This is a genomic window from Vibrio panuliri (assembly GCF_009938205.1).
In the GTDB taxonomy this organism is placed as follows: Bacteria; Pseudomonadota; Gammaproteobacteria; order Enterobacterales; family Vibrionaceae; genus Vibrio; species Vibrio panuliri.
In genome coordinates this window covers 1,251,865-1,277,211 of sequence record NZ_AP019654.1, presented here as the reverse complement: position 1 = coordinate 1,277,211, position 25,347 = coordinate 1,251,865, and the positions used below count along the sequence as shown (strand labels likewise).

The 25,347-nt window shown below is 45.2% G+C and carries 20 protein-coding genes and 2 tRNA genes; 9 read left to right on the top strand and 13 right to left on the bottom strand.

Translation table 11 applies throughout. The features are described 5' to 3' along the window. Positions 1-12: 12 nt before the first annotated feature. From GZK95_RS05820 to GZK95_RS05810, 3 genes are all read right to left on the bottom strand, one after another. Positions 13-813 (bottom strand): outer membrane lipoprotein-sorting protein, encoded by an 801-nt coding sequence (locus GZK95_RS05820; RefSeq protein WP_075714584.1) that lies wholly within the window; start codon positions 811-813, stop codon positions 13-15. Continuing rightward, complete coding sequence (locus tag GZK95_RS05815) at positions 810-3,191, bottom strand: efflux RND transporter permease subunit (protein ID WP_075714586.1); 2,382 nt, start codon at positions 3,189-3,191, stop codon at positions 810-812. The genes GZK95_RS05820 and GZK95_RS05815 overlap by 4 nt, the downstream gene beginning before the upstream one ends. A gap of 157 nt (positions 3,192-3,348) precedes the next feature. Further along, on the bottom strand, positions 3,349-4,137 hold the full coding sequence (locus GZK95_RS05810; protein ID WP_075709318.1) for a TetR/AcrR family transcriptional regulator: 789 nt from the start codon (positions 4,135-4,137) through the stop codon (positions 3,349-3,351). Between the two features lie 337 nt (positions 4,138-4,474). Here GZK95_RS05810 and GZK95_RS05805 point away from each other — a divergent pair, with 337 nt between their 5' ends. Beyond that, positions 4,475-5,551 (top strand): PQQ-dependent sugar dehydrogenase, encoded by a 1,077-nt coding sequence (locus GZK95_RS05805; protein WP_075714588.1) that lies wholly within the window; start codon positions 4,475-4,477, stop codon positions 5,549-5,551. Here GZK95_RS05805 and GZK95_RS05800 read toward each other — a convergent pair. The 7 genes from GZK95_RS05800 to uvrY all read right to left on the bottom strand — a co-directional run bounded on the left by GZK95_RS05800 (position 5,524) and on the right by uvrY (position 11,430). Then, the gene (locus tag GZK95_RS05800) at positions 5,524-7,032 is read right to left on the bottom strand and encodes a GGDEF domain-containing protein (protein ID WP_075714590.1); all 1,509 of its coding nucleotides are present in this window, start codon (positions 7,030-7,032) and stop codon (positions 5,524-5,526) included. The genes GZK95_RS05805 and GZK95_RS05800 overlap by 28 nt on opposite strands. 10 nt (positions 7,033-7,042) lie before the next feature. Next, positions 7,043-7,573 (bottom strand): hypothetical protein, encoded by a 531-nt coding sequence (locus tag GZK95_RS05795; protein ID WP_139315044.1) that lies wholly within the window; start codon positions 7,571-7,573, stop codon positions 7,043-7,045. A gap of 324 nt (positions 7,574-7,897) precedes the next feature. Then, positions 7,898-7,973: transfer RNA gene (locus tag GZK95_RS05790), tRNA-Gly, on the bottom strand. Positions 7,974-7,977: 4 nt separating this feature from the next. After that, a tRNA-Cys gene (locus GZK95_RS05785) sits at positions 7,978-8,051 on the bottom strand. A gap of 269 nt (positions 8,052-8,320) precedes the next feature. Then, on the bottom strand, positions 8,321-8,878 hold the full coding sequence (gene pgsA, locus GZK95_RS05780; protein ID WP_075709315.1) for a CDP-diacylglycerol--glycerol-3-phosphate 3-phosphatidyltransferase: 558 nt from the start codon (positions 8,876-8,878) through the stop codon (positions 8,321-8,323). A 75-nt stretch (positions 8,879-8,953) separates the two neighbouring features. Next, a complete protein-coding gene (gene uvrC, locus GZK95_RS05775) occupies positions 8,954-10,786 on the bottom strand; it encodes an excinuclease ABC subunit UvrC (protein ID WP_075713485.1) in 1,833 nt (610 codons plus the stop codon). Beyond that, on the bottom strand, positions 10,786-11,430 hold the full coding sequence (uvrY, locus tag GZK95_RS05770; protein ID WP_075709313.1) for a UvrY/SirA/GacA family response regulator transcription factor: 645 nt from the start codon (positions 11,428-11,430) through the stop codon (positions 10,786-10,788). Before uvrY ends, uvrC begins: the two co-directional genes overlap by 1 nt. Before the next feature lie 364 nt (positions 11,431-11,794). On the opposite strand from uvrY, the gene GZK95_RS05765 reads away from it, so the two are divergent. From GZK95_RS05765 to GZK95_RS05755, 3 genes are all read left to right on the top strand, one after another. Then, a complete protein-coding gene (locus tag GZK95_RS05765; protein WP_075649921.1) occupies positions 11,795-12,280 on the top strand; it encodes a DUF3015 domain-containing protein in 486 nt (161 codons plus the stop codon). A gap of 132 nt (positions 12,281-12,412) precedes the next feature. Then, the gene (locus GZK95_RS05760; RefSeq protein ID WP_075713487.1) at positions 12,413-14,266 is read left to right on the top strand and encodes an Lnb N-terminal periplasmic domain-containing protein; all 1,854 of its coding nucleotides are present in this window, start codon (positions 12,413-12,415) and stop codon (positions 14,264-14,266) included. A 129-nt stretch (positions 14,267-14,395) separates the two neighbouring features. Further along, positions 14,396-16,759 carry a DNA polymerase II gene (locus GZK95_RS05755; protein WP_075713489.1) on the top strand — a complete coding sequence of 788 codons (2,364 nt, stop codon included), beginning with the start codon at positions 14,396-14,398 and terminating at the stop codon, positions 16,757-16,759. Here the strand turns inward: GZK95_RS05755 and GZK95_RS05750 are convergent. Together GZK95_RS05750 and GZK95_RS05745 are read right to left on the bottom strand one after the other, a co-directional pair. Next, complete coding sequence (locus GZK95_RS05750; RefSeq protein WP_225623993.1) at positions 16,745-18,832, bottom strand: EAL domain-containing protein; 2,088 nt, start codon at positions 18,830-18,832, stop codon at positions 16,745-16,747. The genes GZK95_RS05755 and GZK95_RS05750 overlap by 15 nt on opposite strands. Before the next feature lie 168 nt (positions 18,833-19,000). Then, positions 19,001-19,768, bottom strand: coding sequence for a nucleotidyltransferase (locus GZK95_RS05745; protein ID WP_075713491.1), 768 nt, complete (start codon positions 19,766-19,768; stop codon positions 19,001-19,003). A gap of 169 nt (positions 19,769-19,937) precedes the next feature. Here GZK95_RS05745 and yeiP point away from each other — a divergent pair, with 169 nt between their 5' ends. Together yeiP and GZK95_RS05735 are read left to right on the top strand one after the other, a co-directional pair. Next, on the top strand, positions 19,938-20,504 hold the full coding sequence (gene yeiP, locus GZK95_RS05740) for an elongation factor P-like protein YeiP (protein WP_075709309.1): 567 nt from the start codon (positions 19,938-19,940) through the stop codon (positions 20,502-20,504). Between the two features lie 2 nt (positions 20,505-20,506). Continuing rightward, positions 20,507-20,827, top strand: coding sequence for an HI1450 family dsDNA-mimic protein (locus GZK95_RS05735; RefSeq protein WP_075709308.1), 321 nt, complete (start codon positions 20,507-20,509; stop codon positions 20,825-20,827). 138 nt (positions 20,828-20,965) lie between these two features. On the opposite strand, the gene ihfA is transcribed toward GZK95_RS05735, so the two are convergent. Then, positions 20,966-21,262: an integration host factor subunit alpha gene (ihfA, locus tag GZK95_RS05730; protein WP_075649928.1), complete on the bottom strand. Its 297-nt coding sequence runs from the start codon at positions 21,260-21,262 to the stop codon at positions 20,966-20,968. A gap of 612 nt (positions 21,263-21,874) precedes the next feature. Here ihfA and GZK95_RS05725 point away from each other — a divergent pair. From GZK95_RS05725 to GZK95_RS05715, 3 genes are all read left to right on the top strand, one after another. Then, entirely contained in the window at positions 21,875-24,343 is a 2,469-nt protein-coding gene (locus GZK95_RS05725) for a hybrid sensor histidine kinase/response regulator (RefSeq protein WP_075713493.1), read from the top strand. 95 nt (positions 24,344-24,438) lie between these two features. After that, positions 24,439-24,660 (top strand): hypothetical protein, encoded by a 222-nt coding sequence (locus GZK95_RS05720; RefSeq protein WP_075709306.1) that lies wholly within the window; start codon positions 24,439-24,441, stop codon positions 24,658-24,660. A gap of 106 nt (positions 24,661-24,766) precedes the next feature. After that, positions 24,767-25,306: a septation protein A gene (locus GZK95_RS05715; protein WP_075713495.1), complete on the top strand. Its 540-nt coding sequence runs from the start codon at positions 24,767-24,769 to the stop codon at positions 25,304-25,306. The last annotated feature ends 41 nt before the right edge of the window (positions 25,307-25,347 follow it).

The following is a 25,347-nucleotide window of genomic DNA, read 5'->3' as shown; positions in this document are numbered from 1 at the left end:
CTGCATCACACCCTACCTAATCCGTTTGAGGATGTTCTGCTGAAAGTCTTTGGTCGTTAACCCGGTTTGAAACTGTAACTTGCTGGTTATCAACTCGGTACGCTTCCCCGAAAGATGGTTGACCATGACCATTTTGTGCGCTCGCCAATATTGATTGAGGTACTGGTGATATTCACTGAATGTCAGTGTTTTAAGCAACGCGCCTCGGCGGTCATAAAACTCGACTTTTAACGGACGATAGTGCTCCGCATCGAGCCAAGTAATTTGCTTGCTATAGCCTGAGTACTTATCTGTCGGGATCTGCTCTAGAACATAGCTATTCACTTGAGCAAATTCTTCTTGTTTGAGTAACTTAAAGCGGTACTTCTCCAGTTCAAATGAACTGAGGTCTTCGTAAGAAAACTCACTGCCCATAAAAGGACCAGACTTATTGCGCGATGAAATACGTTTAACTCGCTTCAAAGCAGGAAGATAAAGCCACTGGTCGTCCGGCTCCGCGATGTGTGAATGGTTAAGAAATGCCGTGCCTTTTACGTCACGCGGCTGATCAAAAATCGTTAACCCTTTATCCCCATCATCATCCACTTCAAGGCTTTTTAAGCGCATCAATCGCGTACTGCTTGCTCCTTGGGCATCGGTTAATATCATCTCCATTTGGCTTAATGAATCCCCCCACCCCTGATCGCGATTTTTTCTTTCTGTGGCAATTTCCAACCCTCGCCCATCCTCAGCGACAGCAACTGGGATTAGATTGGCACAGACGATGGCCAATACGACGGCACTCTTGCGCCAAAGTTTCGCGGATAAATTCATAATGTGACTCCTTGTCTTGTTGCTTGTGGGGTTGAAACTGACTCTATTGCCGGCTGGTCGGAATAGGATTGGTCATGTTGCTTATCGAACTTCATCAGCAACGCGGGGAGAAAAACAAAATCGACAACCAAGGCAATAAAGATCACGATGGCACTGAGCAGTCCCATATCCGAGTTCAGTCTGAAGCTGGACATTGCGAGTACGGAAAAACCGGCAACCAAAACCACGGTCGTTATCCATAACGCTCGTCCAACCGTATGAAAGGCGTAACGAATCGCCTGCTGAGTATCTTGGCCACTGGCACGTGCTCGTTGGTACTTAGTAAGAAAATGCACCGCATCGTCCACCACGATCCCCAAGGTCAATGTCACAACCACGGATAAACCTAAGTTGATCTCACCGGAAATCAATGCCCACAGACCAAACCCGATCACCGCTGGTGCCACATTTGGCATGAGGCTAATCAGACCCAAGCGAAGGGATTTTAGCGCGAATATCATTAAGGCAGAGACGAGCAACAACGTAATAGGCAGCGTTGTTAGCATACTTGCCATGTTCGTTTCACCTATGTGGGCAAACATCAAGTTAGGACTGGAAGCCACCACTTGATACTGGGAAGCATGCTCCTCAAACCATTGGTAAATCTGCTGCTCAAGTGCGACCAGTTCTGCACTACCACGGTTTTGCGTCGTTACGACCAACTTAACCGACGACTTATCAATATTGAGCTGATTATTGAGATCCAAACCAAATGGCAAGGACATTTCATACAACAGCAAGTACTGCGCAGCGAGTTGTCTGTCTTGCGGTAAGCGATAGTAACTCGCTTGGTCGCCATGCATATTTTGATTGAGCCGTTTGTAGGTGTCACTTAGCGTGGCGACATGATCTATGTTTGGTTGGCTTCGTAACCAATCAGTAAACTCACCCAACGCAGCAATAAACTTTGGTGAGGCAATACCTTGTGATTCCGCAGTCTTTATTGCAACGCTGATATTGGTCATGCCACTAATCTCTTTCTCCATAAAGTCTGCAGCTTGACGAAAATCACTGGTGTGGTCGAAATATCGGACTGAGTCGTCATTGACTTTATTGAGTGGAATCGCAAGCCCAGCTAAACAAATCACCACAATCGATAACGGCAACATAATGCGATGATAATCGATGACAAAATCTGCTAGACGGTCAAAAATACTTGGTTTTTTCGCCGTCGATTCGGGCGCACTTACCACTGTTATCGGCAGAATCTTTAGCAAAGCAGGTAACAAGGTGACCGACAAGCCACATGCGAGCATAACGCCCAATGCCGCGACATTGCCAAACTGTTGCAATACTGGCGAATCGGACATGTTCATCATCAGAAAGCCAATCGCGGTGGTGACTGAGGTTATCAATATCGGCATCGCATTAATCGCGACGCTATGGTCGACCGCAGCCAATCTATTCGCACTATGCTTCATTTTGTGGCGCATCGCCGCGATGATATGGACACAATCGGCCACCGCGAGTGTCATGACTAAAGTAGGAATATTGACGGTTGCAGTAGTGATGTACATACCAAGCCAACCCGTAATTCCCAATGTTGCTGCAACAGAACCAACGATAATTATGAGAGTCGCCGCAACGCTCAATATGGAACGCAACATGATGGTGAGAAAAACTAAGATGATGAGAAACATCGCAGGGACAAGTGTCGCGCTATCATCTTGCGCAGCTTTAACGAACGCACCATTTAAAGCAATGATGCCAGCTTTGTGAAACTCCACCTCTGGGTAGTGTTGGCGATAATCATTGATCAGTTCATCAACGTAACGGTTCACCTCAACGGACTCGGCGGTTTTATCAATTTCAGGCATCTGTATCGTAATATTGATCACCGATACCTTACCCGATGCTGAGACCATCGAATTAACTAATGCAGGTTCATTTAGTGCCACTTGCTTGACGTACTCAACACGCGCTTTAGTCAGCGGGTGCTCTTCAAGCAATAAGTCTTCAACCAACAGGTCATCTTGCACTGCTTGGGTATGTTGATAGTTAGCCAGTGAGTCGACCCGACTGGTGTATGGCACCAGCCAAGCCTGCTCGGTTAAATGTTGTATCAAGGTCAATGTTGATACAGTGAATATTTCGCCATCTGTCGGCGCAATAACAATTGAAATATTGTCAGATTTTGAGAACGTCGCTTGTATCTCATCAAAGGCTTGCAGCTGTTGATTGTTCCCATCAAAAAAGATTCGATAATCTCCTTCAAAGTAGAGATTTTTGCCGCCGTAACTGGCAACGACTAACAACAACACGGATAGAAGCAACACCAGCCAAGGTTGCTGGGTTAATCGGGTATACCACACTTTCGTGTTGTACTGATTTATGTTCATCACACTCTCCATTTGTGACGTTTCGTCAAGAAAGTTGAAAGAAAAACCAGATCACTCTGGTTTATCAATCAACAAGCTATTTGGATGTACTCACCCAGCCAAAAAATGACGATTCGTCACAAACGGTGCTTAAAAACGCCCTTTTGGGGCGTTTAGCTTAGCGGCCGACGGAAGAGAGGTACTCGACTTCGGCACTAAACAGCTCTTTCTCAACACGCTGCCATGTTTTCCGGTAATCCCACTGCGAGGACAAGGGTTTCCAATTTAGACCATCAAGCAACATATTGGCATTGTTGAGTACGGTGTAAGGGTCTTGTAAGCGTTTAATACAATGGCTTTGTCCCGAGCTCTGTGTAAGAGCATTGGATCCAAAAGCAATCGCCCAATTGGCAAACACGATAGAGTCAGAACCTATACCAGCCGAATATTGTAAATCGCCCTGTTCGACAGCCGTTTGGACCAATCGATCAGCGTACTCTACAACTTGCTCCTCAAGTCGACTGAGCTCTTTGACTCGCTCTGCGGATGCTTTTTCCAGTACCCAAGGGCTTTTAGCCATAATCGCACATGTTGATAAAACAGGCTCCAAGCGGGTGTAAATTCGATAACCAACATGCATCGCGACCACTTTCTCGCGACTCGAACCATCGAACGCATCCGCTCTTGCAAACAATAATGCTTCCGCTTTTAACGAATGGATACACAGCGCAAGAACCACATCTTCCTTACTACAAAAGTGATTGTAAATCGTTCCTTTTGAGTATGGACTCAAAGCGGTTAGCTTATCCATGGTCAAGTTGCTAAACCCTTGCTCTTGTACCAAAGACTTTGCCAACAAGACGAGTTCCACTTCACGATCGGCTATGGCTTGCTTTTTACGGCTCAACCCTAACGTGCAACCGCCTGCGTTTTTCTGCTCTTTCTTGTCACAGCGAAAACCAAACATCTTTGTTTACCCGTTTATTTTGTACTCCTTGATACCGAGATTATAACACGAACAAATTTTCACACCGAACTCAATTTATGACGCATCGTCATTATTGACGAATCGTCACAATAGTGCATTTATTGCTCATATACAAGCAATTTCACTAATCACTTAGCTTGATAGGTTGACGATAGACGAGCAAACACTCACGCTATTTCATATACTCAAATAACCTCAAGATGCTTGGTCCAGCAAGAATAACTGGGTTTGTAGGCAAGGCAACGAGTTGAGGGTCTAGCGATTCTATTAAACTGCGCGCTTGGTAGTCAGTGATGATAAAAAAGGAAGGCAACTTATGAAATGGATTATCTACTGGTTACTGCCTCTTCTGTTCGCACCTGCCTATGCGCAATCATGGCAAGCAGAATTATTGTTATCTGGACGCGGCGTACTTTGGGGCATGGCAGTGATAGATGAGCAAAGAATACTCCTCACTGAACGCCACGGCCAAGTCGGGATCCTTAACCACCACACCGGTCAATACCGCGTTATTTTCGATTTTCCCCATGTGTTAGCAAAAGGGCAAGGAGGCTTGCTTGATGTGGCGAAATCCCCGTTTGACGCCCACCGCTACTACTTCAGCTACAGTCGCGATCTACCCACAGGGATTGAGACCGTTTTAGCCAGCGCATCTTTAGTCGAGAATAAGCTCGTTAACCTAGAAGATATTTTTGTCTCTTATTCTGGTTCAAGTACTGGGCGTCACTTTGGCAGTAGGATCACTTTTGATGAGCGCTACGTGTACTTTTCTATTGGCGATAGAGGTCAAAGAGCCAATGGACAAAACAAGCAGACTCACGCCGGCAGTATTTTACGTTTACTGCCCGATGGCAGTGTACCTGACTCCAACCCATTCGTATCAGAAGGCAAGAACGCCAGCGCCATTTGGAGTTACGGCCATCGTAACCCTCAGGGCTTGTTTTACGATTCGGCAACCAACCAGCTTTGGTCAGTTGAGCACGGCCCGAGAGGCGGTGACGAAATCAACTTGATTGAGCAAGGACACAATTATGGTTGGCCAGTGACATCCCATGGTAAAGAATACTGGGGTCCACTGGATGTTGGCGAAGCCAAAGAGATGCCTGGCATCCATTCTCCAACTCAAGCCTATGTCCCCTCAATTGCTCCTAGTAGTTTGCTTATCTATCGCGGAGAACGCTATCCCGAGTTAAACGGTAAACTGATTATTGGTGCATTGAAATTAACTCACATTAATGTCATCGAGCTATCAGAAAATGGCGCTGTTCAAGAAAGCCGTATTGTCGAGGAGTTGGGTGAACGCGTGCGCGCACTGATCGTTACGCCTGACGATAAACTGCTATTTTCAACCGACAGCGGCAAACTCTATTTTTTACAACCCAATAGCGGGTAAGAACCGGATTGCACCGGATAAAATACACTGGCCCAAGCGGTACGGTTGCGCCCCGCTTTTTTACACTCATAGAGAGCTTTGTCCGCAGTCGAAAACAGTGACTCAACCATAGCATCAAAGTCAGCCACCTCGTTTTGAGCTTGGCTGAGTTGCGCCAGTGATCCTCCTATCGATATCGTGATTCTGCCATAACCGGCATTGCCACTATGAGATAGATTTACCTCTTCAACTGCACGGCGCATCTGCTCACCAACGCGTTCAAGCTCGGCTTTATCACGGCGGCAACAAAGAATGACAAACTCTTCTCCTCCATAACGAAAAGCGAGATCGACATTAGTCAGCTTTGATTGCAACTGAGCGGCGACGGTCACTAACGCCTTGTCCCCTTGCATATGCCCGTATATATCGTTGTAGGCTTTAAAGTTGTCAATATCACATATTAGCAACCCCACCGCCTTGCCGGCTCTAAGGTTGCGCTCTATGTAAGTCGAGGCCGCATGGGAGTATTTGTATCTTGACCCCAGCCCCGTGAGAGAATCCGCATCGGATTTCGCCCTCAATGAATCCAGTTGTTGGTCAATCTTGAGCAACAAACCACGATATGCCTGCGCTAATTGACCAATTTCATCACTGCGTTCAAGTTCTGGGAAACCATCCAAACTGCGATAATTAACCGTCTTAGACATACTGTCCGCTAAGCGTTTCAACGGTCGGACTATCCAATATGCCACCCAATAGACGACAAGTGAGGCCAATGAAAGAGCAATCAAAGCTTCAAGAACAATTGAATAAGTTAAGCTTTGCTTGAAATCCCGCAGTTCTTGAGCATCAAATACCGCCCAAATTGAGCCTCCATTTTGATTTCTAAGCGGCAATAAAACATGCAGAGTGTAAGTAGATTCATCGAGAGAGTAATAGGGAGAAAACGTGGTCGGTTTTTCCCATTTGAGTTCAAAGGTCTCTTCTTTGCGCACGCTATTCGCCAGCAAACGCTGCTCTGCTTTAGCGCGCTCAAGCAAGTAGTTAAGCTTTCGTACTTGCAAAGTGTTGTATGACTCCACCAGCTTCAGCATCCCAGTCAACTTGTTGACCCGATCCGCTGATTGCTTAACCTCATCGCTGGCTAGATCGGCACGCCAGACTTTACTTTGGTTCGGCACATAACGCACCACCACCGATTTACGCGAAAAGTCAGAAACACCAGAGATCTCGACAAAAAGCATATTTTCGATCGCACTGAGAGTATCGATAGTGGACGGGAGTGTCATCGCTGCGTAGTTGATGCCGCCCACTGCGGCGGAGAAAGGATGAATTTGAGATTGGAGAGACTGCTTTGCCAGTGTTGCGGAAAAATTGACCTGTCGATACCATTCGCTCTCATAACGAGCCACACTCATTCCACCGATAATGACTAAAGCCAGCAGCAAATGAGAAAGAAACAATGTTTTGCTAACGGTTAGCTTTTTTGCCGATGCAATCATACCTTCTCCACTACTTAAATGACTTTTGCTTCTCATCAAAATCCGAGCACACGCCATGAGAACAATATTCTTGGTAAGTTGAATGACACGATTCACAAACGTCAGGTCTCAATGAGTAATGACTATGACTGACATCCTCACCCTTGGTGTTGTAACTGCCAAATATCGCTTCCCCACCAATATGCTCGGTCACTAAAATTAGCCCTGCCTCCTCTGCATAAGCGACAATTGTTGGACCATCACTATAAGGGCCGTGACTTAAATACTGCTCTAACTTGCTTGGATTGACAAAAATCGCCACTGATGAGCCTTGAAAACCATTAACCCAGTTGTAGGACTGAAACACTGCCTGTCTAAAAAGTGATGCACTTGCAGGCGGTTCACTCGCAGCTGGATAAATCATCCCTTGTCTGACTTCTGTCCAGCTATCCCATCCCACTGGATAAGAAGCGAGTGATTCGGCCATCGCTTGCGGTACAGCGCAAAAATGGGCTAGCAAGCAGCCACAGCCAAAAAGTGTTCTTCTCAGTACTGGGTCCATCACACATCCCCATGCCGACGATTATGCCAAAGAGTGCACATCAAGATAGTATGAAAAATTATGACTGAATGACAATGGTTTAGTGAAAACCGTGTACTTAATCCCCAAGCCTGCGGAGTGAATCCAAATCTAGAGGAATTCTTGCACGGTTTTCAGAACAATCGAGGTTGAGAATTGAGAATTGAGAGTTGAGAGTTGAGAGTTGAGAGTTGTAATGTGGAGATAGCAAAAAGCCCCGACAAGTCGGGGCTTTAAAACTTTGGAGCGACTCGGCTGGATTCAGACACGAGGTTCCTCGCATAAGCCAATCATTCCAATAAAATTTGGAGCGACACACGAGGTTCGAACTCGTGACCTCAACCTTGGCAAGGTTGCGCTCTACCAACTGAGCTAGTGTCGCAAGATGGAGGCGCCTCCCGGAGTCGAACCGAGGTCCACGGATTTGCAATCCGCTGCATAGCCACTCTGCCAAGGCGCCATCTCTACACCCTTAAAACTCTCTCGAGTTCCTCTTGGGTACGGGATGCATTCTACGGATTCGCTCTAATGAGTCAACACTATTTTTCTATTTTTGAATCGTTTGGCTAAAATACACTCAAAAGCCACTAATTTGCTCACTTTACTTGCAATTCAGATGGTTAATTAGCGTTGATTTCCAACATTCACCGACCTCGTGGATAGGTCGCACTCTGCAAATAAATGACCGAATATAAAAAAACGGGCGATTGCCCGTTTATTTATATTTGATCAGTGATGCTCTTCATTCAACAAGTCATCTTTCGCCGCTAACAGATATTGTGCCATTGACCAATATGTCAGCACGGTCGCGATATAGAGCGCTGCATAGCCTAGCCAAATCATCCAATCATCGTAACGCCAAATCAGTACCCAAAGAGCAAACATCTGCGAAACCGTTTTTACTTTACCGACCCAAGAAACCGCAACGCTAGCACGCTTACCAATTTCAGCCATCCACTCGCGTAAAGCCGAAATTATAATTTCGCGTCCAATCATCGTCACTGCAGGAATGGTAATCCAAATAGTATGGTAGTGCTCAGTAATTAGAATCAGTGCCGTAGCCACCAATACTTTATCGGCAACAGGGTCGATAAAGGCGCCAAATCGGGATGTCTGACCCAACTTACGAGCCAGCATGCCATCGAGCCAATCGGTAAAACCGGCAACCCAAAAGATCATAGCTGCAGCAAACGGCGCCCAACTGTAAGGTAAATAAAACGCCACGACAAAGACTGGTATTAGAAAGAGTCGCAGTAGAGAAAGAATGTTAGGGATGTTGAGACGCATATTATTGGCTCTTATGGTTTGCGTTTTGCGCTGTTTGCTACCGAAAAAACAGGCTCTTATGGTGCTGGATTTTTATTATTGTTTCAATGCTTGATAAATGTTTTCTGCTAAAGAAAAGCTAATACCGGGTACTTTGGCGATTTCTTCAACACTTGCTCGTTTTAACTCCTGTAATCCGCCCATGTATTTTAACAAGGCTTGTCGACGTTTTGGCCCCACCCCCTCAATACCTTCTAAGGCACTGGTACGACGCGTTTTTCCACGCTTGGCTCGATGTCCCGCAATCGCATGGTTGTGGCTTTCATCGCGAATATGCTGCATCAAATGCAGTGCAGGAGCATCACTTGGCAGATGAAACTCATCCCCATCGGTGGTGATCAATGTTTCCAAACCCGGTTTGCGAGTGACACCTTTGGCAATGCCAATTAATCTTGGACGTTTCGGCCAATCACCCCAATGCTGGCTGATGATCTCATAGGCACGATTTAACTGCCCCTTACCGCCGTCGATAAAGACAATATCTGGGATCTTCTCAACATCGAGTTGCTTTGCGTAACGACGCTCTAGCGCCTGCCCCATCGCTGCATAGTCATCACCGCCAGTAATACCCGTAATATTGTAACGACGATACTCTTGTTTAACGGGGCCTTCTTGATTGAAAACCACACACGAAGCTATGGTGCTTTCTCCCATGGTGTGAGAAATATCAAAACACTCCATACGTTGAATTGAGCTCAAACCCAGTAAATCACGCAGTTCTTTAAAGCGCTGAGAGATCGTCATTTTGTGGTTAATCTTGGTGGTAATCGCCGTCAATGCGTTGGTGTTCGACAACTTGAGGTAACGTGCACGCGTACCCGTAGGATTAACGTGAAACAACACCTTGCGTCCAGCAATAGACGAGAGCGCATCCTGAAGGGACTCTGTCTCCTCGAGTAAGCCTTGATTAAGAATAATCCTCGTCGGCACTGTGCGTGCTTCATTGTGGCTCAAATAGTACTGGCTCAAAAAGCTATAAAAGACTTCTTGTTTCGTGGTGTTGTTGGGGATCTTTGGAAAGTGGCTGCGGCTACCCAGCACTTTACCTTGGCGAATCATCAAAATATGAATGCAGGCAATGCCGTTTTCCTGAGCAAACCCGAGCACGTCCAAATCGTCCATTGAATCTTCTGAGACAAACTGCTGTTCCTGAACGCGGCGAATCGCTTGTATTTGATCGCGAAACTTAGCCGCCTCTTCGAACTTTAACTCGCGACTGGCGGTTTCCATTCTACTTATCAGCGTCTCTAACACCTGTTTATCTTTACCGCGTAGAAACAGGCGCACGTATTCCACTAACTCCTGATACTCTTGATCAGAGATAATGGTTTTCACGCATGGACCAGCACAACGACCAATTTGATACATTAAACATGGACGAGTACGGTTGGCATACACCGTGTCTTCACATTGTCGAACGGGAAAGATTTTCTGAATAAGATGCAGGGTTTCACGCACCGCTCCGGAATCCGGATAGGGACCGAAATACTCGCCTTTGCGTCGCTTTGCGCCACGATGCATCGACAAACGCGGATGCTGATGTCCACTAATAAAAATATAAGGATAAGATTTATCGTCACGCAACAATACATTGTACTTAGGTAAGTACTGTTTAATGTAGTTGTGCTCGAGAATTAGCGCTTCCGTTTCGGTATGAGTCACCGTCACATCGATTTTGGCGATATGACTAACCAATGCGCGAGTCTTTTCGCTATCAACCTGTTGGCGAAAATAACTCGACAAGCGCTTTTTGAGGTCTTTGGCTTTTCCGACATAAATAACCACCGACTCGGCGTTATACATGCGATAAACGCCGGGTTGGTTAGTTACTGTCTTTAGAAAAGAAACCGAATCAAAGCGAGAACTCACTATAACGTCTCGGTGTCTAGCATCCCATGTCGGATTGCAAGGTGGGTCAATTCTACATCGCCGCTAATACCAAGTTTGGCAAATAGGCGATAGCGATAACTATTGACCGTTTTTGGACTCAAGCTCAGCTGCTCGGAAATATCCGTGACCTTTTGACCTTTGGTAATCATCATCATGATCTGCAGTTCGCGCTCAGACAGATCGGCAAAAGGGTTTTCCGATGCTGGAGAAATTTGGCTTAACGCCATCTGTTGAGCGATCTCTGGCGAAATATAACGCTGGCCGCTGTTTACCACGCGGATAGCATTTACCATTTCGTCTGGCCCTGCGCCTTTGGTCAAATACCCCGCCGCACCTGCTTGCATCACTTTAGTTGGAAACGGATTCTCCGTATGAACAGTTAAGACAATGATCTTTACATCTGGATTGAATCGCAGGATTTTTTTGGTCGCTTCTAAGCCACCAATTCCCGGCATATTCATATCCATTAATACGACGTCAGCATGGTTGCTTCTGCACCACTTTACTGCGTCTTCACCGCTTACAGCTTCCCCTGCTACGTTCATTCCACGGACGTCTTCTATAATACGTCGTATCCCTGTGCGAACCAGCTCGTGATCATCTACAAGGAAAACACTAATCAATCTTGTATCTCCACACTATGTTGTTTTGGCTCTACACCCACCGAGGACAGTGGATAGCAACTTGGTTGCCTAGTTTAACTCAAAAACGAAAAAATCATCACTTCGAATATGTGCGCAAACGCAAAGTTTAGCAAGTACTAATTTTCAGATATCGATCTCGCCTGGCAAATATAATACCCATCAAATAGTTACTAACACGCTGCTCACAAACCCATCAATTTTGCTTTTCCAGTGTTTTATTTTGTTACATTGATTGAAAATGAAACCAATTTCATTTATTTTCACGCAATGATAATCGTCAGATTATCATGCATATGAATGCTAATGAGTAAAGTTAGCACTGAATAATGATTAAGGACATATTATGAAAAAGCTACTAGCGGTGGCAGCATTAGCTGCAACTCTTCCTCTGTCTCAAGTTGCTATGGCTGACCAAGACATCGGTTGTGGTCTAGGTACTATGATTTTTGACGGCAAATCTGGCAAAGTATTTAAAGTGCTAGGTGCAACGACAAACGGTACTTCAGGTAACCAAACTTTCGGTATCACTTTCGGTACTCTAGGTTGTGACGGTAACGGCACTATCTCTTCTTCTGAGAAACTAGCTCTATTTATCGACGGCAACATGGACAACCTAGCGCGTGACATCGCGAAAGGCGAAGGTGAAACTCTAGCAACTCTTTCTGAAGTATGGGGCGTTCAAGAAGCTGACAAAGCGGCATTCAACACTCTAGCTCAAGAAAACTTCGCAGAAGTATTCAAATCAGAAAACGTAACTTCTCAAGAAGTTTTTGCTAACCTAAACAACCTAGTTGCTGAAGATGCAGCACTAGCTGGTTACGCAATCTAATTAAAACTCAATTGCGAGTTTAAAGTGCCCTTATCAGGGCACTTTTTTGTCGTTGTTTAGATAGTTAAGTGATGTGCCTGCACTTCCAAAGCACTTAACTATCTAAATACAAAAATAATTCTACGGATTTGAATGAACTATTCACTGATATCTAAAGCACTACTCGTGGGATGTGGGTTTTGCCTTCCCGTCTTTGCCTCTGCAAACCCTACCTTCGATGTTGAACAGTTGGCGAACGACCCCTACTGGCTCAAACTCGGCCACTACATTCCTAAGACCTTTTCGGGTTACAAAGGAACAGTGGACAGTGATGAATTCTATCTTTCTCCTCAAGGAGCCTCTTCACCACAAAGTGAACTTCAAGCCACCATTGATGCGCTTTATCACCCAGAAGCGGCCATTGCCCAGCAAAAGCGCTGTGAATATCCAGCTCGATATACGTGGTTGCAATCTAAACTAGGTAAAGATGCTCCGCTCGACTGTCCTGAATTGGTGACATGGCGAGAGGTGCTCGATCCGGAAGGCATGACACTGGTCTTCCCTACCGCATTTATGAACAACCCATCATCGATGTTTGGTCACACCCTATTGCGTATTGACGCCAAAGATCAGACTCGCCATAAAGAGTTGGTCGCCTTTGCCATCAACTTTGCCGCTGAGCCACAAACTCAAGATAATGCTGCGCTATACGCCATTAAGGGCTTAGTTGGCAGCTACCCTGGACGATTTACCGTCATGCCTTATTATCGTAAGGTACGCGAGTACAACGATATTGAGTCGCGAGATATCTGGGAATACAAACTCAAACTGAGTGAGCAAGAAGTCGAAAGAATTTTGCTGCACCTTTGGGAAATGCAGCGCGCGGAATTTGACTACTATTTTATTGATGAAAACTGCTCATACCAACTTTTGGCTCTGCTAGAGCTAGCCAGAGACGACTTGCAGTTGATTGATCAGTTCCCATTACATGCGATTCCCTCAGACACCGTAGAAGTGCTCAATAATGCCGATTTAATCGAGCCTCCTGCTTATCGTGAATCTTTCGGTACTCGCTTGCTTCACCAAGCCAACGAAATTGACCCAAAACTTTATGATGCAGCGGTTGCGGCGAAAGCGGGTGAATTTCCAAGTGCTGAACAGTACAGCGACACTGAGCGAGCCGCGATCCTTGAGTTTGCTTATGAGTGGTTAAACTTCGAACTGTACGACTTAGGTCTTGAACGTGACCCTACCGCAAAACGGTTAACCGAACTGCTTTATCAGCGCAGTCGAATTAAAGTCGACTCACCATTTAGCGAAGTCCCTACTCCGGAAATTTCACCAGAAAAAGGACATGCCTCTGCTCGAACAGGTGTTGGTTACCAATACAGCGAGCAATACGGTTCCATGATGACCTTTGAAGGGCGTGTGGCGTATCACGACTTGCTAGACTCTCAACAAGGTTTTATTCCTGGTGCAAAAATTAGTTTTTTCGATACCCAACTGAGTGTCGATGAGCAAGGAACATCACGCCTAGACAGATTCTATTTTATTGATGCCATGGCACTTGCCCCAAGCAATCGCGTATTTGATAGCCTAGCGTGGAATGCTCGCATTGGTTATGACCGCATGCCAAATGAAGGCAAAATGGAAAGCCGCTGGTTCGGTCAAGGGGGTTACGGTAAAGCATGGGGTGATGCTGAGTCATTGCACTTCTATGGCTTGCTTTCTGCCGAAGTAAGTGGTGGTGCACTCACCGACTATGATGCTACTTTGGGCGGTGGTCTTGAGGCTGGTATGGTATACCAATTAGCTGACAATCATCGTGTTGCGCTTCAAGGTCAATACCTCGCCTTGCTCGATAGCGATGCCGACCAAAATGCCAAAGCGACCGCAAGCTGGCATTGGCAACTTGAACGCAATATTGCCGTACGTAGCCAAGTGAGCTACCTACATTGGGGAAATGAAGAAATTTCGGGCAAAATCAATGCGTTCTTCTATTTCTAAACCCACAACGCTCACAACAAGCATTTACTTATTGAGCTAGAAAACTATTATAGGGCGAGCAATCGCCCTTTTTCATCTCTACCACACCTAAACTATGCTTAATAAGCGAGTTTTTTACAGGATACTTCGTTGACCATTCAGCAAGGCTTTTTACTCACCCGCCAAGCGCGTGATTTAAACGGAACCACACAAATTGAACTGTGGGTAACCAGCGAAGATGGCCCCTGTCAGTTGTTGATCAACAATGAACGTCCAGTATTTTTTGTCGCGCAAGATCAGCAACAAGCCACTCAGCAAATAGCACAACAAATCGGAGTAGACTGTGACATTAAGGCTCTACCCCTAAAACACTTCGACCAAACGCCTATCGCGGCGTGTTACTGTCAGAGCATAAAAGCGGCGCAGCGCTTATCACAACATCTTATCCAACAGGATATTGTCCCATTCGAGGAGGATATTCGCCTCGCTGACCGATATCTGATGGAGCGATTTATCCAGGGCAGTATCGAATTTGTCGGTCAGTCAAGTTCGCAACCTGGCTACCACAAAGTCGTCAACGCAAAATGTCGTAAATCCAACTATACGCCAAGCCTTAAGGTTGTTTCGCTCGACTTAGAGTGTTCTGAGAAAGGCATCCTCTACTCTATTGGTCTTGATAGCCCGATGGACAGCCGAGTCATCATGATTGGCGATCCACAAGCCAGCGAGACACCGATTCAATGGGTAGCGGATGAAAAAGCGTTGCTAGAGGCATTGATTACTTGGTTCAAGCGTTTTGATCCCGATGTGATCATTGGCTGGAACGTGATTGATTTCGATTTTCGTCTTCTCCACAAGCGCGCTGACTGGCACAACATAAAACTGCAGTTGGGACGTGCAAATCAAGCCAGCTTTTTTAGAACCTCGAATACCACTTCGCAAGCGTTTATCTCTATTCCGGGTCGAGTCGTTATGGATGGTATCGACACGCTAAAAAATGCGACCTACCATTTTCGGCGCTGGTCACTAGAATCAGTCTCCCAAGAGTTGTTGGGAGAAGGTAAGCAAATCCACAACGTTCATGACCGTATGGCTGAAATTAACCATATGTTTCGCCATGACAAACTCTCGCTTGCTCGCTATAACCTGCAAGACTGTGTGCTAGTAAACAAGATTTTTGCCCATACCCATCTTATCGAGTTCGCCATAGAACGCGCTAAGCTGACTGGTGTGGAACTGGACCGTATCGGCGGCTCTGTCGCAGCCTTTACTAACTTATACCTCCCTCAGTTGCACAGAGCCGGATACATTGCGCCTAATCTTCAGCCCGAGAACTGGCTTGCCAGCCCAGGCGGCTATGTGATGGATTCCATACCCAATCTATATGACTCAGTGCTGGTACTGGATTTTAAGAGCCTTTATCCCTCGATTATTCGTTCATTTTTGATTGACCCCATGGGACTGATAGAAGGGTTAAAGCAACCGCTTGGTAAAAATGCCGATCAGGCTGTTGCTGGCTTTCGCGGTGGTCAGTTCCATCGGCAACACCATTTTCTGCCCGCGATGATTGAACATCTATGGGCGGCGAGAGACGTTGCGAAACAAAATAATGACAAAGCGTTCTCGCAGGCGATTAAGATCATCATGAACTCCTTCTACGGCGTTTTGGGCTCGTCTGGTTGCCGCTTCTTTGATACCCGTTTGGCGTCAAGCATTACCATGCGCGGGCATGAAATAATGAAGCAAACCAAAGCGTTAATAGAAGCAAAAGGCTACCAAGTGATTTATGGCGACACCGATTCCACCTTCGTCTCGCTTAATGGTCAATTTAACCAAACTCAAGCTGATGAAATCGGCAAGGCATTGGTTAACTACATCAACCAGTGGTGGAGCGATCATTTAGAACAAGAGTATGCGCTCAACTCAATCTTAGAGTTAGAGTACGAAACTCATTACAAGAAATTCCTTATGCCGACGATACGCGGACAAGAAACGGGCTCGAAAAAACGATATGCGGGTTTAATCGGTGACGGGCAAGAGGAACGAATTGTGTTTAAAGGACTTGAGAGCGCACGAACCGATTGGACGCTACTCGCACAATCCTTTCAGCAACAGCTCTACTCCATGGTGTTCCACAGTGAAGACCCGACCCAGTTTGTTCGCCAGTTTGTTGAAGATACTTTGGCTGGTCGTTACGATGAACGTTTGGTGTACCAAAAGCGCCTAAGACGCAAACTCAGCGAATACCAAAAGAACGTTCCGCCTCAAGTACGTGCCGCACGCATGGCTGATGAGATCAACGCACAGATGGGCCGACCACTGCAATATCAAAACAGAGGTCAAATCGAGTACTTAATCACTCTCAATGGGCCTGAGCCGCAAGAGTACTTGAAAAGTGCTATCGACTATCAACACTATATCGATAAGCAACTCAAACCCGTTGCCGACGCCATTTTGCCGTTTATCGGTTTAGATTTTAAAACCTTAAGTGAACCACAGTTAGGTTTGTTCTAAAACAATGTTGTGATGCGTCACGCTTCGATTGCGGGTGGCTATATACTGCTTCAGTTTAGGTAAAGAGACCGACTTACAGTAGTACCAACCTTGAATCGCAAGATGATTACGCATCGGTATCCGTTCTAACTGCATTTCACTTTCTACCCCTTCAACGACAACATTAAGGTCTAAGTCTTGTGCAACACTAATCAAGCCATTAAAGACCTTCTGCCCTTTAACGTTCTCCAAAGTATGAATAAAGGAACGGTCAATTTTGATCGCATCCACGTCAAAAATGGTTAGATAGCTCAGCGACGAGAACCCTGAACCAAAATCGTCAATGTAGATCTTAGCGCCCACGCGGTGCAGCGCGTGTAACGATGCTTCGACCGTTGGGCGGTCTTTTAACAATGACTCCTCGGTGATCTCAACATTAACATACTCACCGACACGACCAATATACCCTGCTATTTGGTTCATTAAATCGCGGTCGAGAATCGTCTCTGGGGTGAGGTTCACACTGGTTGGAATTGCCCACCCTTGAGCAATCGCTATTTTCAAATCATGAACCACTTGAATGACCGCCCAGCGGTCAATGTCTTTCATCAGCCCAGCCTGTTTAAACACCGGCAGAAACGTGCCAGGGTATTCGATATTACCTTGCTTATCAATCGAGCGAATCAAAGCTTCGCAACCCACCACCTTTCCAGACACCCGACAAACCTGTGGTTGATACTCTAAACAGAACTCTTTGTTACTAAAGGCATGCAGTTTATCTTCTAGTTCTTGCTGCTGTTTAAAATCATTCACTAACTGAGAAACTCGGTCATCACTTAAAGTATGAGCTTCTTCGGCGCGGCGTGAATACGTGGTATCGAAGGATGAAAATAGAATCGTTTTATTGCTCGTTACCCGATTGTTCATTAACACAAAAGGCGCATACACTAAGCATGAAACCCCGATATTGAAAAGCTGTAAAAAGCTGGCATTGATATCTCCTTGCGTCACAATCCAAGCATTGATAAATACTGGACTACTGAATGGCATCCCAGTCACAGGCATCGCAACCCACCCATGGCTAACTGCAAAATACGCAACGATTGTATTGGCCACTGGCGCCAGCAAAAAAGGGAGAAATAATCTTGGGTTAAAGATAATAGGCAACCCGAACAGCAACACTTCATTGATGTTGAGCATACCGAGTGGCAAACTCGCCAAGGCGATTAAACGATATGCTTTGTTTTTGCTAAACAACAGCAATGCGACCACAAGGCCTAAGGTCGACCCCGCACCACCGACAAAGGTGAATACCGCCATAAACGAGTGGTTAAGAAAATGCGCTGTGGTTCCCGTGGTTTGCATTTCAAACTGCGCAACATCAACCGCGTTTTGCAACACATCAACCAAAGGCAATAATGCGTAATAGCCGTGAATGCCTAGAAACCAGAAAAAAGAGTTTAACATCGCAAACATTGCGCCAAACTCTATTGGCGAGTCACTGTAGTTGATTGAAAACAGATTGAGTAAATGACTCGATTCAATAAGCAGGATAATCGACGAGTTGAGCGCCAAAACAATCACACCCACCAAGATCGACGGGATAATTAAGTTAAGCGACTCTTTTACGATTCGACCTAGATGATTGTTTGAGACAAGTTTTAGCCAACGTAGCCCATAGATATGGGCGATCAAAGGCACCGCATAAAGTGGGGTGACAATAGAGATCAACAACTCAAAGATAACCGTACTTTGGGTCACGCTAAACAGTTGGTTGAAAAGCGATAAGTAAACAATCAAAACCAGCGCTATGGGAGGGCGAGGTAAACGCCAGCGCATCGCAAGGATATACGCCAGTGCTGCGGTTAAAAGGATCGGAAAGAGATCATTGACGAAATAGTAGAGTTCAAAAACCGTTTTGACCCATGCTTCGTCCCGACCAAAGATAAACTCTCCCACCGAGGCGATAAACAGGGTCAAGGATATGATCATCAAACAAGGCAATATCCACAACAAACTTTCTCGGATAGCCTGAAGTTGCTCGGTAATTAGCTTTCTAGCTCTCGCTAAGTGATGATTAACTGGAATTGACAATCTCGTAGCTCGTCCTTGAACAACACATAAAATGAGTGTAAATCAATCGCTTGCATTTGGGTGAGAGCCGAGTCAATTTAAGTGCGGATTCTGAGAAACATCCCATAAATTCATAAAGTTGTGACAGGTTGTGTGAGGCATATCAACCAGAGTTGACCGCCAATCAACTTACCCAATCCGAAACTCAGTTTTTTTGTATTGTTTGACGAGCCAGTCACCATAGGAATCAATCATACCGATGATGGATCGCTTCGGGATCACTCGCGAAGAGAGCATAATGACTAACCGTTCAACCTCTACCTGCATCTCTGGGTGATAACGCAAAAAGTGCTTGCCACACTCAAGCGGAGAGTCATACCAATTACGGTCTCTCGGTATAACCAGAGAATAACTCGCCCTCAACATTTTCTTGGCAATGATTCGTTGCGATTTGTGCAACTCTTGGTCATCTTTCGCTCGAGCAATACGATTACGATATACCGCCAACCAATCTTCAATGTCCATATTCCAGTGTTTTGCGATTTCCCAGCTAGGTTCATAATCACCAAAACATTCTGACAAGTTTTCTCCGTAGACACACATAGCGCAATGGCGAAGTAAAAAACCCCACGAAAAAATACTATCCAAAGAGGCAACTTCACTCACCATCGCGGTCTTAAAATTGATTTCCGTGATGTGGGGATAACGTTTTTGAAACTGCCACTTAATGGTATTAAATAGCGTTGTACGTTGCTGGGCAAAGCTCTGATGGGAAACAATAATCACATCAAGATTGGAGCGATGCAAAAGCGCACATCTTCTGGCCACACTGCCGTAGACATAGACACTATGAAGATTGCTTGCCAAGCCCGTTCTTAGCGCAGAGACAAGATCTGCGACGGCCTGACTATACTCTGTTTGTAATGGTTGTTTAGGATCGATTGGCGATAAAATCATCAAAAAGTCTGAAACGAATTTAGGTAGTCGAGTATGTTCTCTCACTGCGAAGTTTCAATCAAGACTATCCGGTGGTTAATTCCCTATTTGATGCGATTTCTGTTATTGTCGAGGCTCGTATATCAGGGATATAATGCCGCCCTTATCACTCATATGAAGGAAATTGTTCATGCCTAAGGCAAGTGAGCTAAAGAAAGGTTTTGCTATTGAATCAAACGGCAAAACACTGCTAATTAAAGACATCGAAGTAACCACTCCAGGTGGTCGCGGTGGCGCTAAAATTTACAAGCTACGTTGTGTTGACTTGAACACAGGTGCTCGTGCAGATGAGCGTTACAAGTCTGATGACGTTGTTGAAACTGTTGATATGTTCAAACGCGCGGTATCTTTCTCTTACGTTGATGGCGACGAGTACATCTTCATGGATAATGAAGACTACACTCAGTTCACATTCAAACAAGCTGATATCGAAGACGACCTACTTTTCATTACTGAAGAGATCCAAGGTCTGATGGTAGTACTAGTAAACGGTACAGCGGTAGCGATTGAACTACCAGCAGCGGTTGAGCTTGTGATCGAAGAAACTGATCCATCGATCAAAGGTGCATCAGCGTCTGCTCGTACCAAACCAGCTCGCCTATCAACAGGTCTTACTGTACAAGTTCCTGAATACATCGCTCAAGGCGACCGTATCATCGTGAACACTGCAGAACGTAAATACATGAGCCGTGCATAATTATGACTGAACTGATTTCTTACGATGACGTAATTGACACCGCTTATGACATTTTCTTGGAGATGGCACCAGACAACTTAGAAGCCGCTGATGTGATTCTTTTTACTGCACAGTTTGAAGACCGCGGTGCAGCCGAACTGGTTGAAACCGGTGACGATTGGATTGCTCACGTCGGATTTGACGTAGACAAAGAAGTGTATGCTGAAGTACGTGTCGGTCTCGTCAACGAAGAAAACGACGTACTGGATGACGTTTTTGCTCGACTGCTTGTCAGCCGTGATCCAGACAATAAGTTCTGTCATATTTTATGGAAGCGCGATTAATTACGCTGCTTTGATACAAAAACACCCAAGCATGCTTGGGTGTTTTCCTATCACTTGCTAATTACTTACAGCTTGTAGAGCTTTAAGCATTTAGACCCCTCGCAAGTGATAGAGGAGATCGATCCGTCGACTACGTGATTAACTTTCGCCTTTAATTGTCTCTACACGAGCTTTTAGTTTTTGCCCAGGGCGGAAAGTTACTACGCGGCGCGCGCTAATTGGAATGTCCTCACCTGTTTTCGGGTTACGACCAGGACGTTCGTTCTTTTCGCGCAGGTCGAAGTTACCAAATCCTGAAAGCTTCACTTGCTCGCCATTTTCTAGCGCCTTACGAATCTCTTCAAAAAATGCCTCAACCGTTTCCTTGGCATCGCGTTTACTGTATCCAAGCTTTTCAAACAGGTTCTCGGCCAAGTCGGCTTTTGTGAGCGCCATAGAATTATCCTCAAAAGCTGTGTTAAACATCACTGCCTTTCGGCAGCGCCAAAGCATTTCGCCTAGCCAATCAATGACATAGACACATCAATTGGAAGTGTATGCCAACCTTATGATTTTCGCCAACTTTTTTCTGTCAAGATAATGAAAAATCATAAAAATCATCTAGATACATTCTCTAAATTAGGCAGGAAAGCGAAATTATCTCGACCGATGCCAATTATAAGTAGTTATATTGTCTGTAAAATAACTACATTGCGAAATTTAAGACTAACTCAGCAAGACAAGAAATTTGTGAGATAAATGTAACTATATAAATTAATTCCAGTTATTCGTATTAGAAATAACAAAACGATGTACTAAAAAATCAGTTTGCACCCACCTGCATAGCAATTGTTAGCTTAATCGCTAGACAAAATTGCTTAAAACTGATTGATAATGCGACATAGCGCGTATGACACTGGTTTACAACACTAGTCAAAATATGGATAAAATTACGCCAAAAGTAGTAAACATACGTAATGAAAGCTTATATGGACGTAGCGCAAGGCATTTTGTCGCTTAAACAACACGTTGACTCTAGCGCCCATTCTCAAATGACTGGAGCCGTTAATGTTTGATCACATTTTGCATCCTGTGTTTATTCTCCTGATTGGAGTCGCACTAATCGTCGCCAGTTGGGCCGTCTACTTTATCCGCTCGCTGCGTTTATCCTATTCGGGTTTTGATCGCCGAATTGGCACCCCTTACCTACTCTATTCTTCATCAATCTTGATGTGGGTGATTGCCAACGCCTTTTTCTATTCCCCTCTACTTACTCGGGTCGACGAAGCACTCGTCGTCAGCATGGCGCTGTTTACTAATCTCGCCGCATTTGCTGCGTTTGTTTTCGCCTGTCTGATCACCCAAGTACTGGTTGTTGATTTAGAAAAGAAGTGGATGAAGAGGTTACAAAATATCCTTATCGCTGGGCTGTCTATCTTCGCCATTTACCTAAACTACCTACCCGGACACACGGTGTTAGATGTGAGTGTCGCCGAAGTTGGACAATTTGAGATCATCTTTGGTCCTCAGACCAAATGGTTTATCTCCTCTGTCGTCGTGTTGATCGGTCTCAGCTTACATAATGTGGTACTTTACTCCCATCAAGCCAGACCGTTACAGCAAGTAAAATCACTATATATGCTGACAGGCATTTTTATCTTTATGATTTCCTCGGTAGTGATAAACGGTGTTGTCCCCTATCTCTGGCAGGATTTTTCACTCACTTGGCTTCCCCCAACATTTGCGATTAGTGAAATGCTATTGATCGGCTATGCGCTGATTACATCGCGCTTCTACAGCAATCGCCATGTGCTCTACTCTGGTTTATCTCTCATCATTACCAGTGCTGTCATTGTCATTCCGCTGTGTCTGTTTATTAATGCACTGTCTAGCTCCGATTTTAGCTTGATTATCACTATCAGTTGCTTGGTCACAGGTTTTACTTGGGCGAAGTTACAGCGCATGATCAGTCGATATGTTAGCGAGATTGTCTTTGGACAAGCACACTCGCCAGAGCGACGCATTCGCTCACTTGGGGATGAGTTTCAAAAATCAACCGCGAATGCGTTCGCTGAAATTGCCAAGACATTGGATATCGCGCCCAATGAGTTGCAACTGGTTTCGAACCTTCAAGATGAAAAGCTCTACACTTCGCAACTCTACAATCAGGATAGCGTCCTGATTTTTGAAGAAATTGAAGAATTAGTCTTGAGTAAAGCGGCAGTTGGTAAACAGCTGAAGAAAATTTATTTCAAAATGAAGGCAGAGCAAGTCTCGCTTGTTTTACCGATCTTTGATTACAACAACCGCATGAGTCATCTGCTTTTGGCCAAGAACAAACGCAGTGGCGAGATCTACTACTTTGAAGAAGTGAAGGCACTGCAACATGTTCTCGCGAGAGCGCAAGGCTATATCAATGCTGATCGCAAGGTGCATCAAGCTCAAGCACTGGCGAACTCGATCGCCCATGAAATGCGCAACCCCCTCGCCCAAGTTCAACTGCAGTTTGAGAAGCTCGACGAAAAACTCAATCAAAATGCCTGCCAAGAGACTCTAAAAGTTGAGTTAGATAAGGGGCAAGCAGCGATTGAACGTGGTCGCCAATTGATCGATATTATTCTGCGCGAAGTCAACAATGCCTCATTAGAACAAGAGCCCACCAGCGATGTTTCAATGCGAAGCGCTGTCAATCAAGCGATTGAACGTTACGCCTATGATTCTGATGCCGTTCGCGAGCGAATCCACGTCGATATTAGCGGTGATTTCAGTGCCAAGGTCAACGAAACCCTATTCAATTTCGTTATATTTAACCTTCTACGCAATGGTATTTACTATTTTGATTCTCACCCTGATGCGCAGATTGAAATCAAAACTCTATCTGGAAAGTATGAAAACTTCCTAATTATTCGAGATACGGGCCCTGGTATACCAAGCCCTCTGCTCAACCGCATCTTCGATGATTTCTTCTCTTATAACAAACCTGGCGGAAGCGGTTTAGGGCTTGGCTATTGTCGCCGAGTGATGAAGTCCTTTGGTGGCTCCATCCAATGCTACTCAAAGATAGGTTGCTACACAGAGTTTCATCTCTCGTTTCCTACAGGAGCACTTTCTTCTTCGCCGCTAACCTTACCGGAGTCGGAACCTGACCATAGCCAACTTGAGCCGCAAACAGCAACCGCAGAGTTGACAACCGTTATGGTGGTTGATGATAAAGATATTCAACGCCAGTTAGTGAAACTCTTGCTTACTCAACTCGGTTACAACGTGATCTTAGCCAACAACGGGCAAGTTGCAGTCGATATGCTCGAGCAAAACCATATCGACTTCATTTTTATGGATGTACAAATGCCGGTTATGGATGGTTTCCAAGCAGCCTCTATCATTAAACAAAGACGCCCTAACATTCCTATTTATGCGCTATCAGGAGAGTCCGGTCAGGCAGAGCTAGAGAAAATTCGCCAAATAATGGATGGCCGTTTAACCAAACCTACCACCAAAAAAGCGCTACAGCAGGCGCTGGAATCTGTACTAGTGTGACCACGGTTAACAATCGGTAAATTAACTGGCACTTAATATGCTTGATGATCGCTAGGTGGCGAAAACATGCCACATTGCGCTTGGAGGCAACTGCTATGAACCGTTACGCCTATTATTCCCTGATTCATCATGGCATGAAAAGTATGTTAAACGATCGTATGGGGCACTATTCCGAACCTGAATTTCATCAATACCTTAACCTAATGATCGGCAAGGATAGCTGCTCGGCGATGAGCGACGAAGAACTGATCTCCGCGGTAGACAATTTGCGCAGTGAAGGTTATTTGGAAGAGTATAAATCACTCATTCCTTACTAAGGTCTGTTTTGACCAGCAAGCATAAAGATAAAATCGAGTGAAACACTTTGTCTCGTGGGGCGATTTGGGTAGACTGACGCCATTACATTATTAATTGATAGCTTCCATGAAACAACTGATCGACTTTATTCCTCTGATTATCTTTTTCGCCCTGTATAAGCTCCAAGACATTTACGTTGCAACTGGTGCGTTAATTGTCGCCTCAGCGATTCAAATTATTGTCACATATGTGCTGTACAAAAAAGTCGAAAAAATGCAACTCATCACCTTCATAATGGTGGCAATTTTCGGCGGCATGACAATCTTTTTGCATGATGAAAACTTCATCAAGTGGAAAGTGACTATTGTCTACGCTCTATTCGCTATCGGACTGACTGTTAGCCATCTCGTTGGCAAATCTGCAATCAAAGGGATGCTGGGCAAAGAGCTCACTCTTCCAGACCCGGTTTGGGCTAAGGTCACTTGGGCATGGGTCGCCTTCTTTAGCTTTTGCGCTGCGCTTAACGTTTATGTCGCGTTTCAACTTCCTCTCGATGTTTGGGTCAATTTTAAGGTGTTTGGTCTACTCGCAGCTACCTTCGGCTTTACCATCATTTCAGGGTTTTATATCTATAAACATCTGCCCAAAGAAGAAGATAAATCATAAACATTTGCCCAACAGATGATTTTCATCTTGTGTTAGGTATA

What these genes read in the sequence shown, in the direction of transcription:
- GZK95_RS05820 (WP_075714584.1), bottom strand. Translation starts at nt 813, where the DNA reads ATGAATTTATCCGCGAAACTTTGGCGCAAGAGTGCCGTCGTATTGGCC.
- GZK95_RS05765 (WP_075649921.1), top strand. Translation starts at nt 11,795, where the DNA reads ATGAAAAAGCTACTAGCGGTGGCAGCATTAGCTGCAACTCTTCCTCTG.
- pgsA (WP_075709315.1), bottom strand. Translation starts at nt 8,878, where the DNA reads ATGCGTCTCAACATCCCTAACATTCTTTCTCTACTGCGACTCTTTCTA.
- GZK95_RS05805 (WP_075714588.1), top strand. Translation starts at nt 4,475, where the DNA reads ATGAAATGGATTATCTACTGGTTACTGCCTCTTCTGTTCGCACCTGCC.
- GZK95_RS05760 (WP_075713487.1), top strand. Translation starts at nt 12,413, where the DNA reads ATGAACTATTCACTGATATCTAAAGCACTACTCGTGGGATGTGGGTTT.
- GZK95_RS05735 (WP_075709308.1), top strand. Translation starts at nt 20,507, where the DNA reads ATGACTGAACTGATTTCTTACGATGACGTAATTGACACCGCTTATGAC.
- ihfA (WP_075649928.1), bottom strand. Translation starts at nt 21,262, where the DNA reads ATGGCGCTCACAAAAGCCGACTTGGCCGAGAACCTGTTTGAAAAGCTT.
- GZK95_RS05720 (WP_075709306.1), top strand. Translation starts at nt 24,439, where the DNA reads ATGAACCGTTACGCCTATTATTCCCTGATTCATCATGGCATGAAAAGT.
- GZK95_RS05745 (WP_075713491.1), bottom strand. Translation starts at nt 19,768, where the DNA reads ATGATTTTATCGCCAATCGATCCTAAACAACCATTACAAACAGAGTAT.
- yeiP (WP_075709309.1), top strand. Translation starts at nt 19,938, where the DNA reads ATGCCTAAGGCAAGTGAGCTAAAGAAAGGTTTTGCTATTGAATCAAAC.
- GZK95_RS05725 (WP_075713493.1), top strand. Translation starts at nt 21,875, where the DNA reads ATGTTTGATCACATTTTGCATCCTGTGTTTATTCTCCTGATTGGAGTC.
- GZK95_RS05795 (WP_139315044.1), bottom strand. Translation starts at nt 7,573, where the DNA reads ATGGACCCAGTACTGAGAAGAACACTTTTTGGCTGTGGCTGCTTGCTA.
- GZK95_RS05810 (WP_075709318.1), bottom strand. Translation starts at nt 4,137, where the DNA reads ATGTTTGGTTTTCGCTGTGACAAGAAAGAGCAGAAAAACGCAGGCGGT.
- GZK95_RS05800 (WP_075714590.1), bottom strand. Translation starts at nt 7,032, where the DNA reads ATGATTGCATCGGCAAAAAAGCTAACCGTTAGCAAAACATTGTTTCTT.
- GZK95_RS05815 (WP_075714586.1), bottom strand. Translation starts at nt 3,191, where the DNA reads ATGAACATAAATCAGTACAACACGAAAGTGTGGTATACCCGATTAACC.
- GZK95_RS05715 (WP_075713495.1), top strand. Translation starts at nt 24,767, where the DNA reads ATGAAACAACTGATCGACTTTATTCCTCTGATTATCTTTTTCGCCCTG.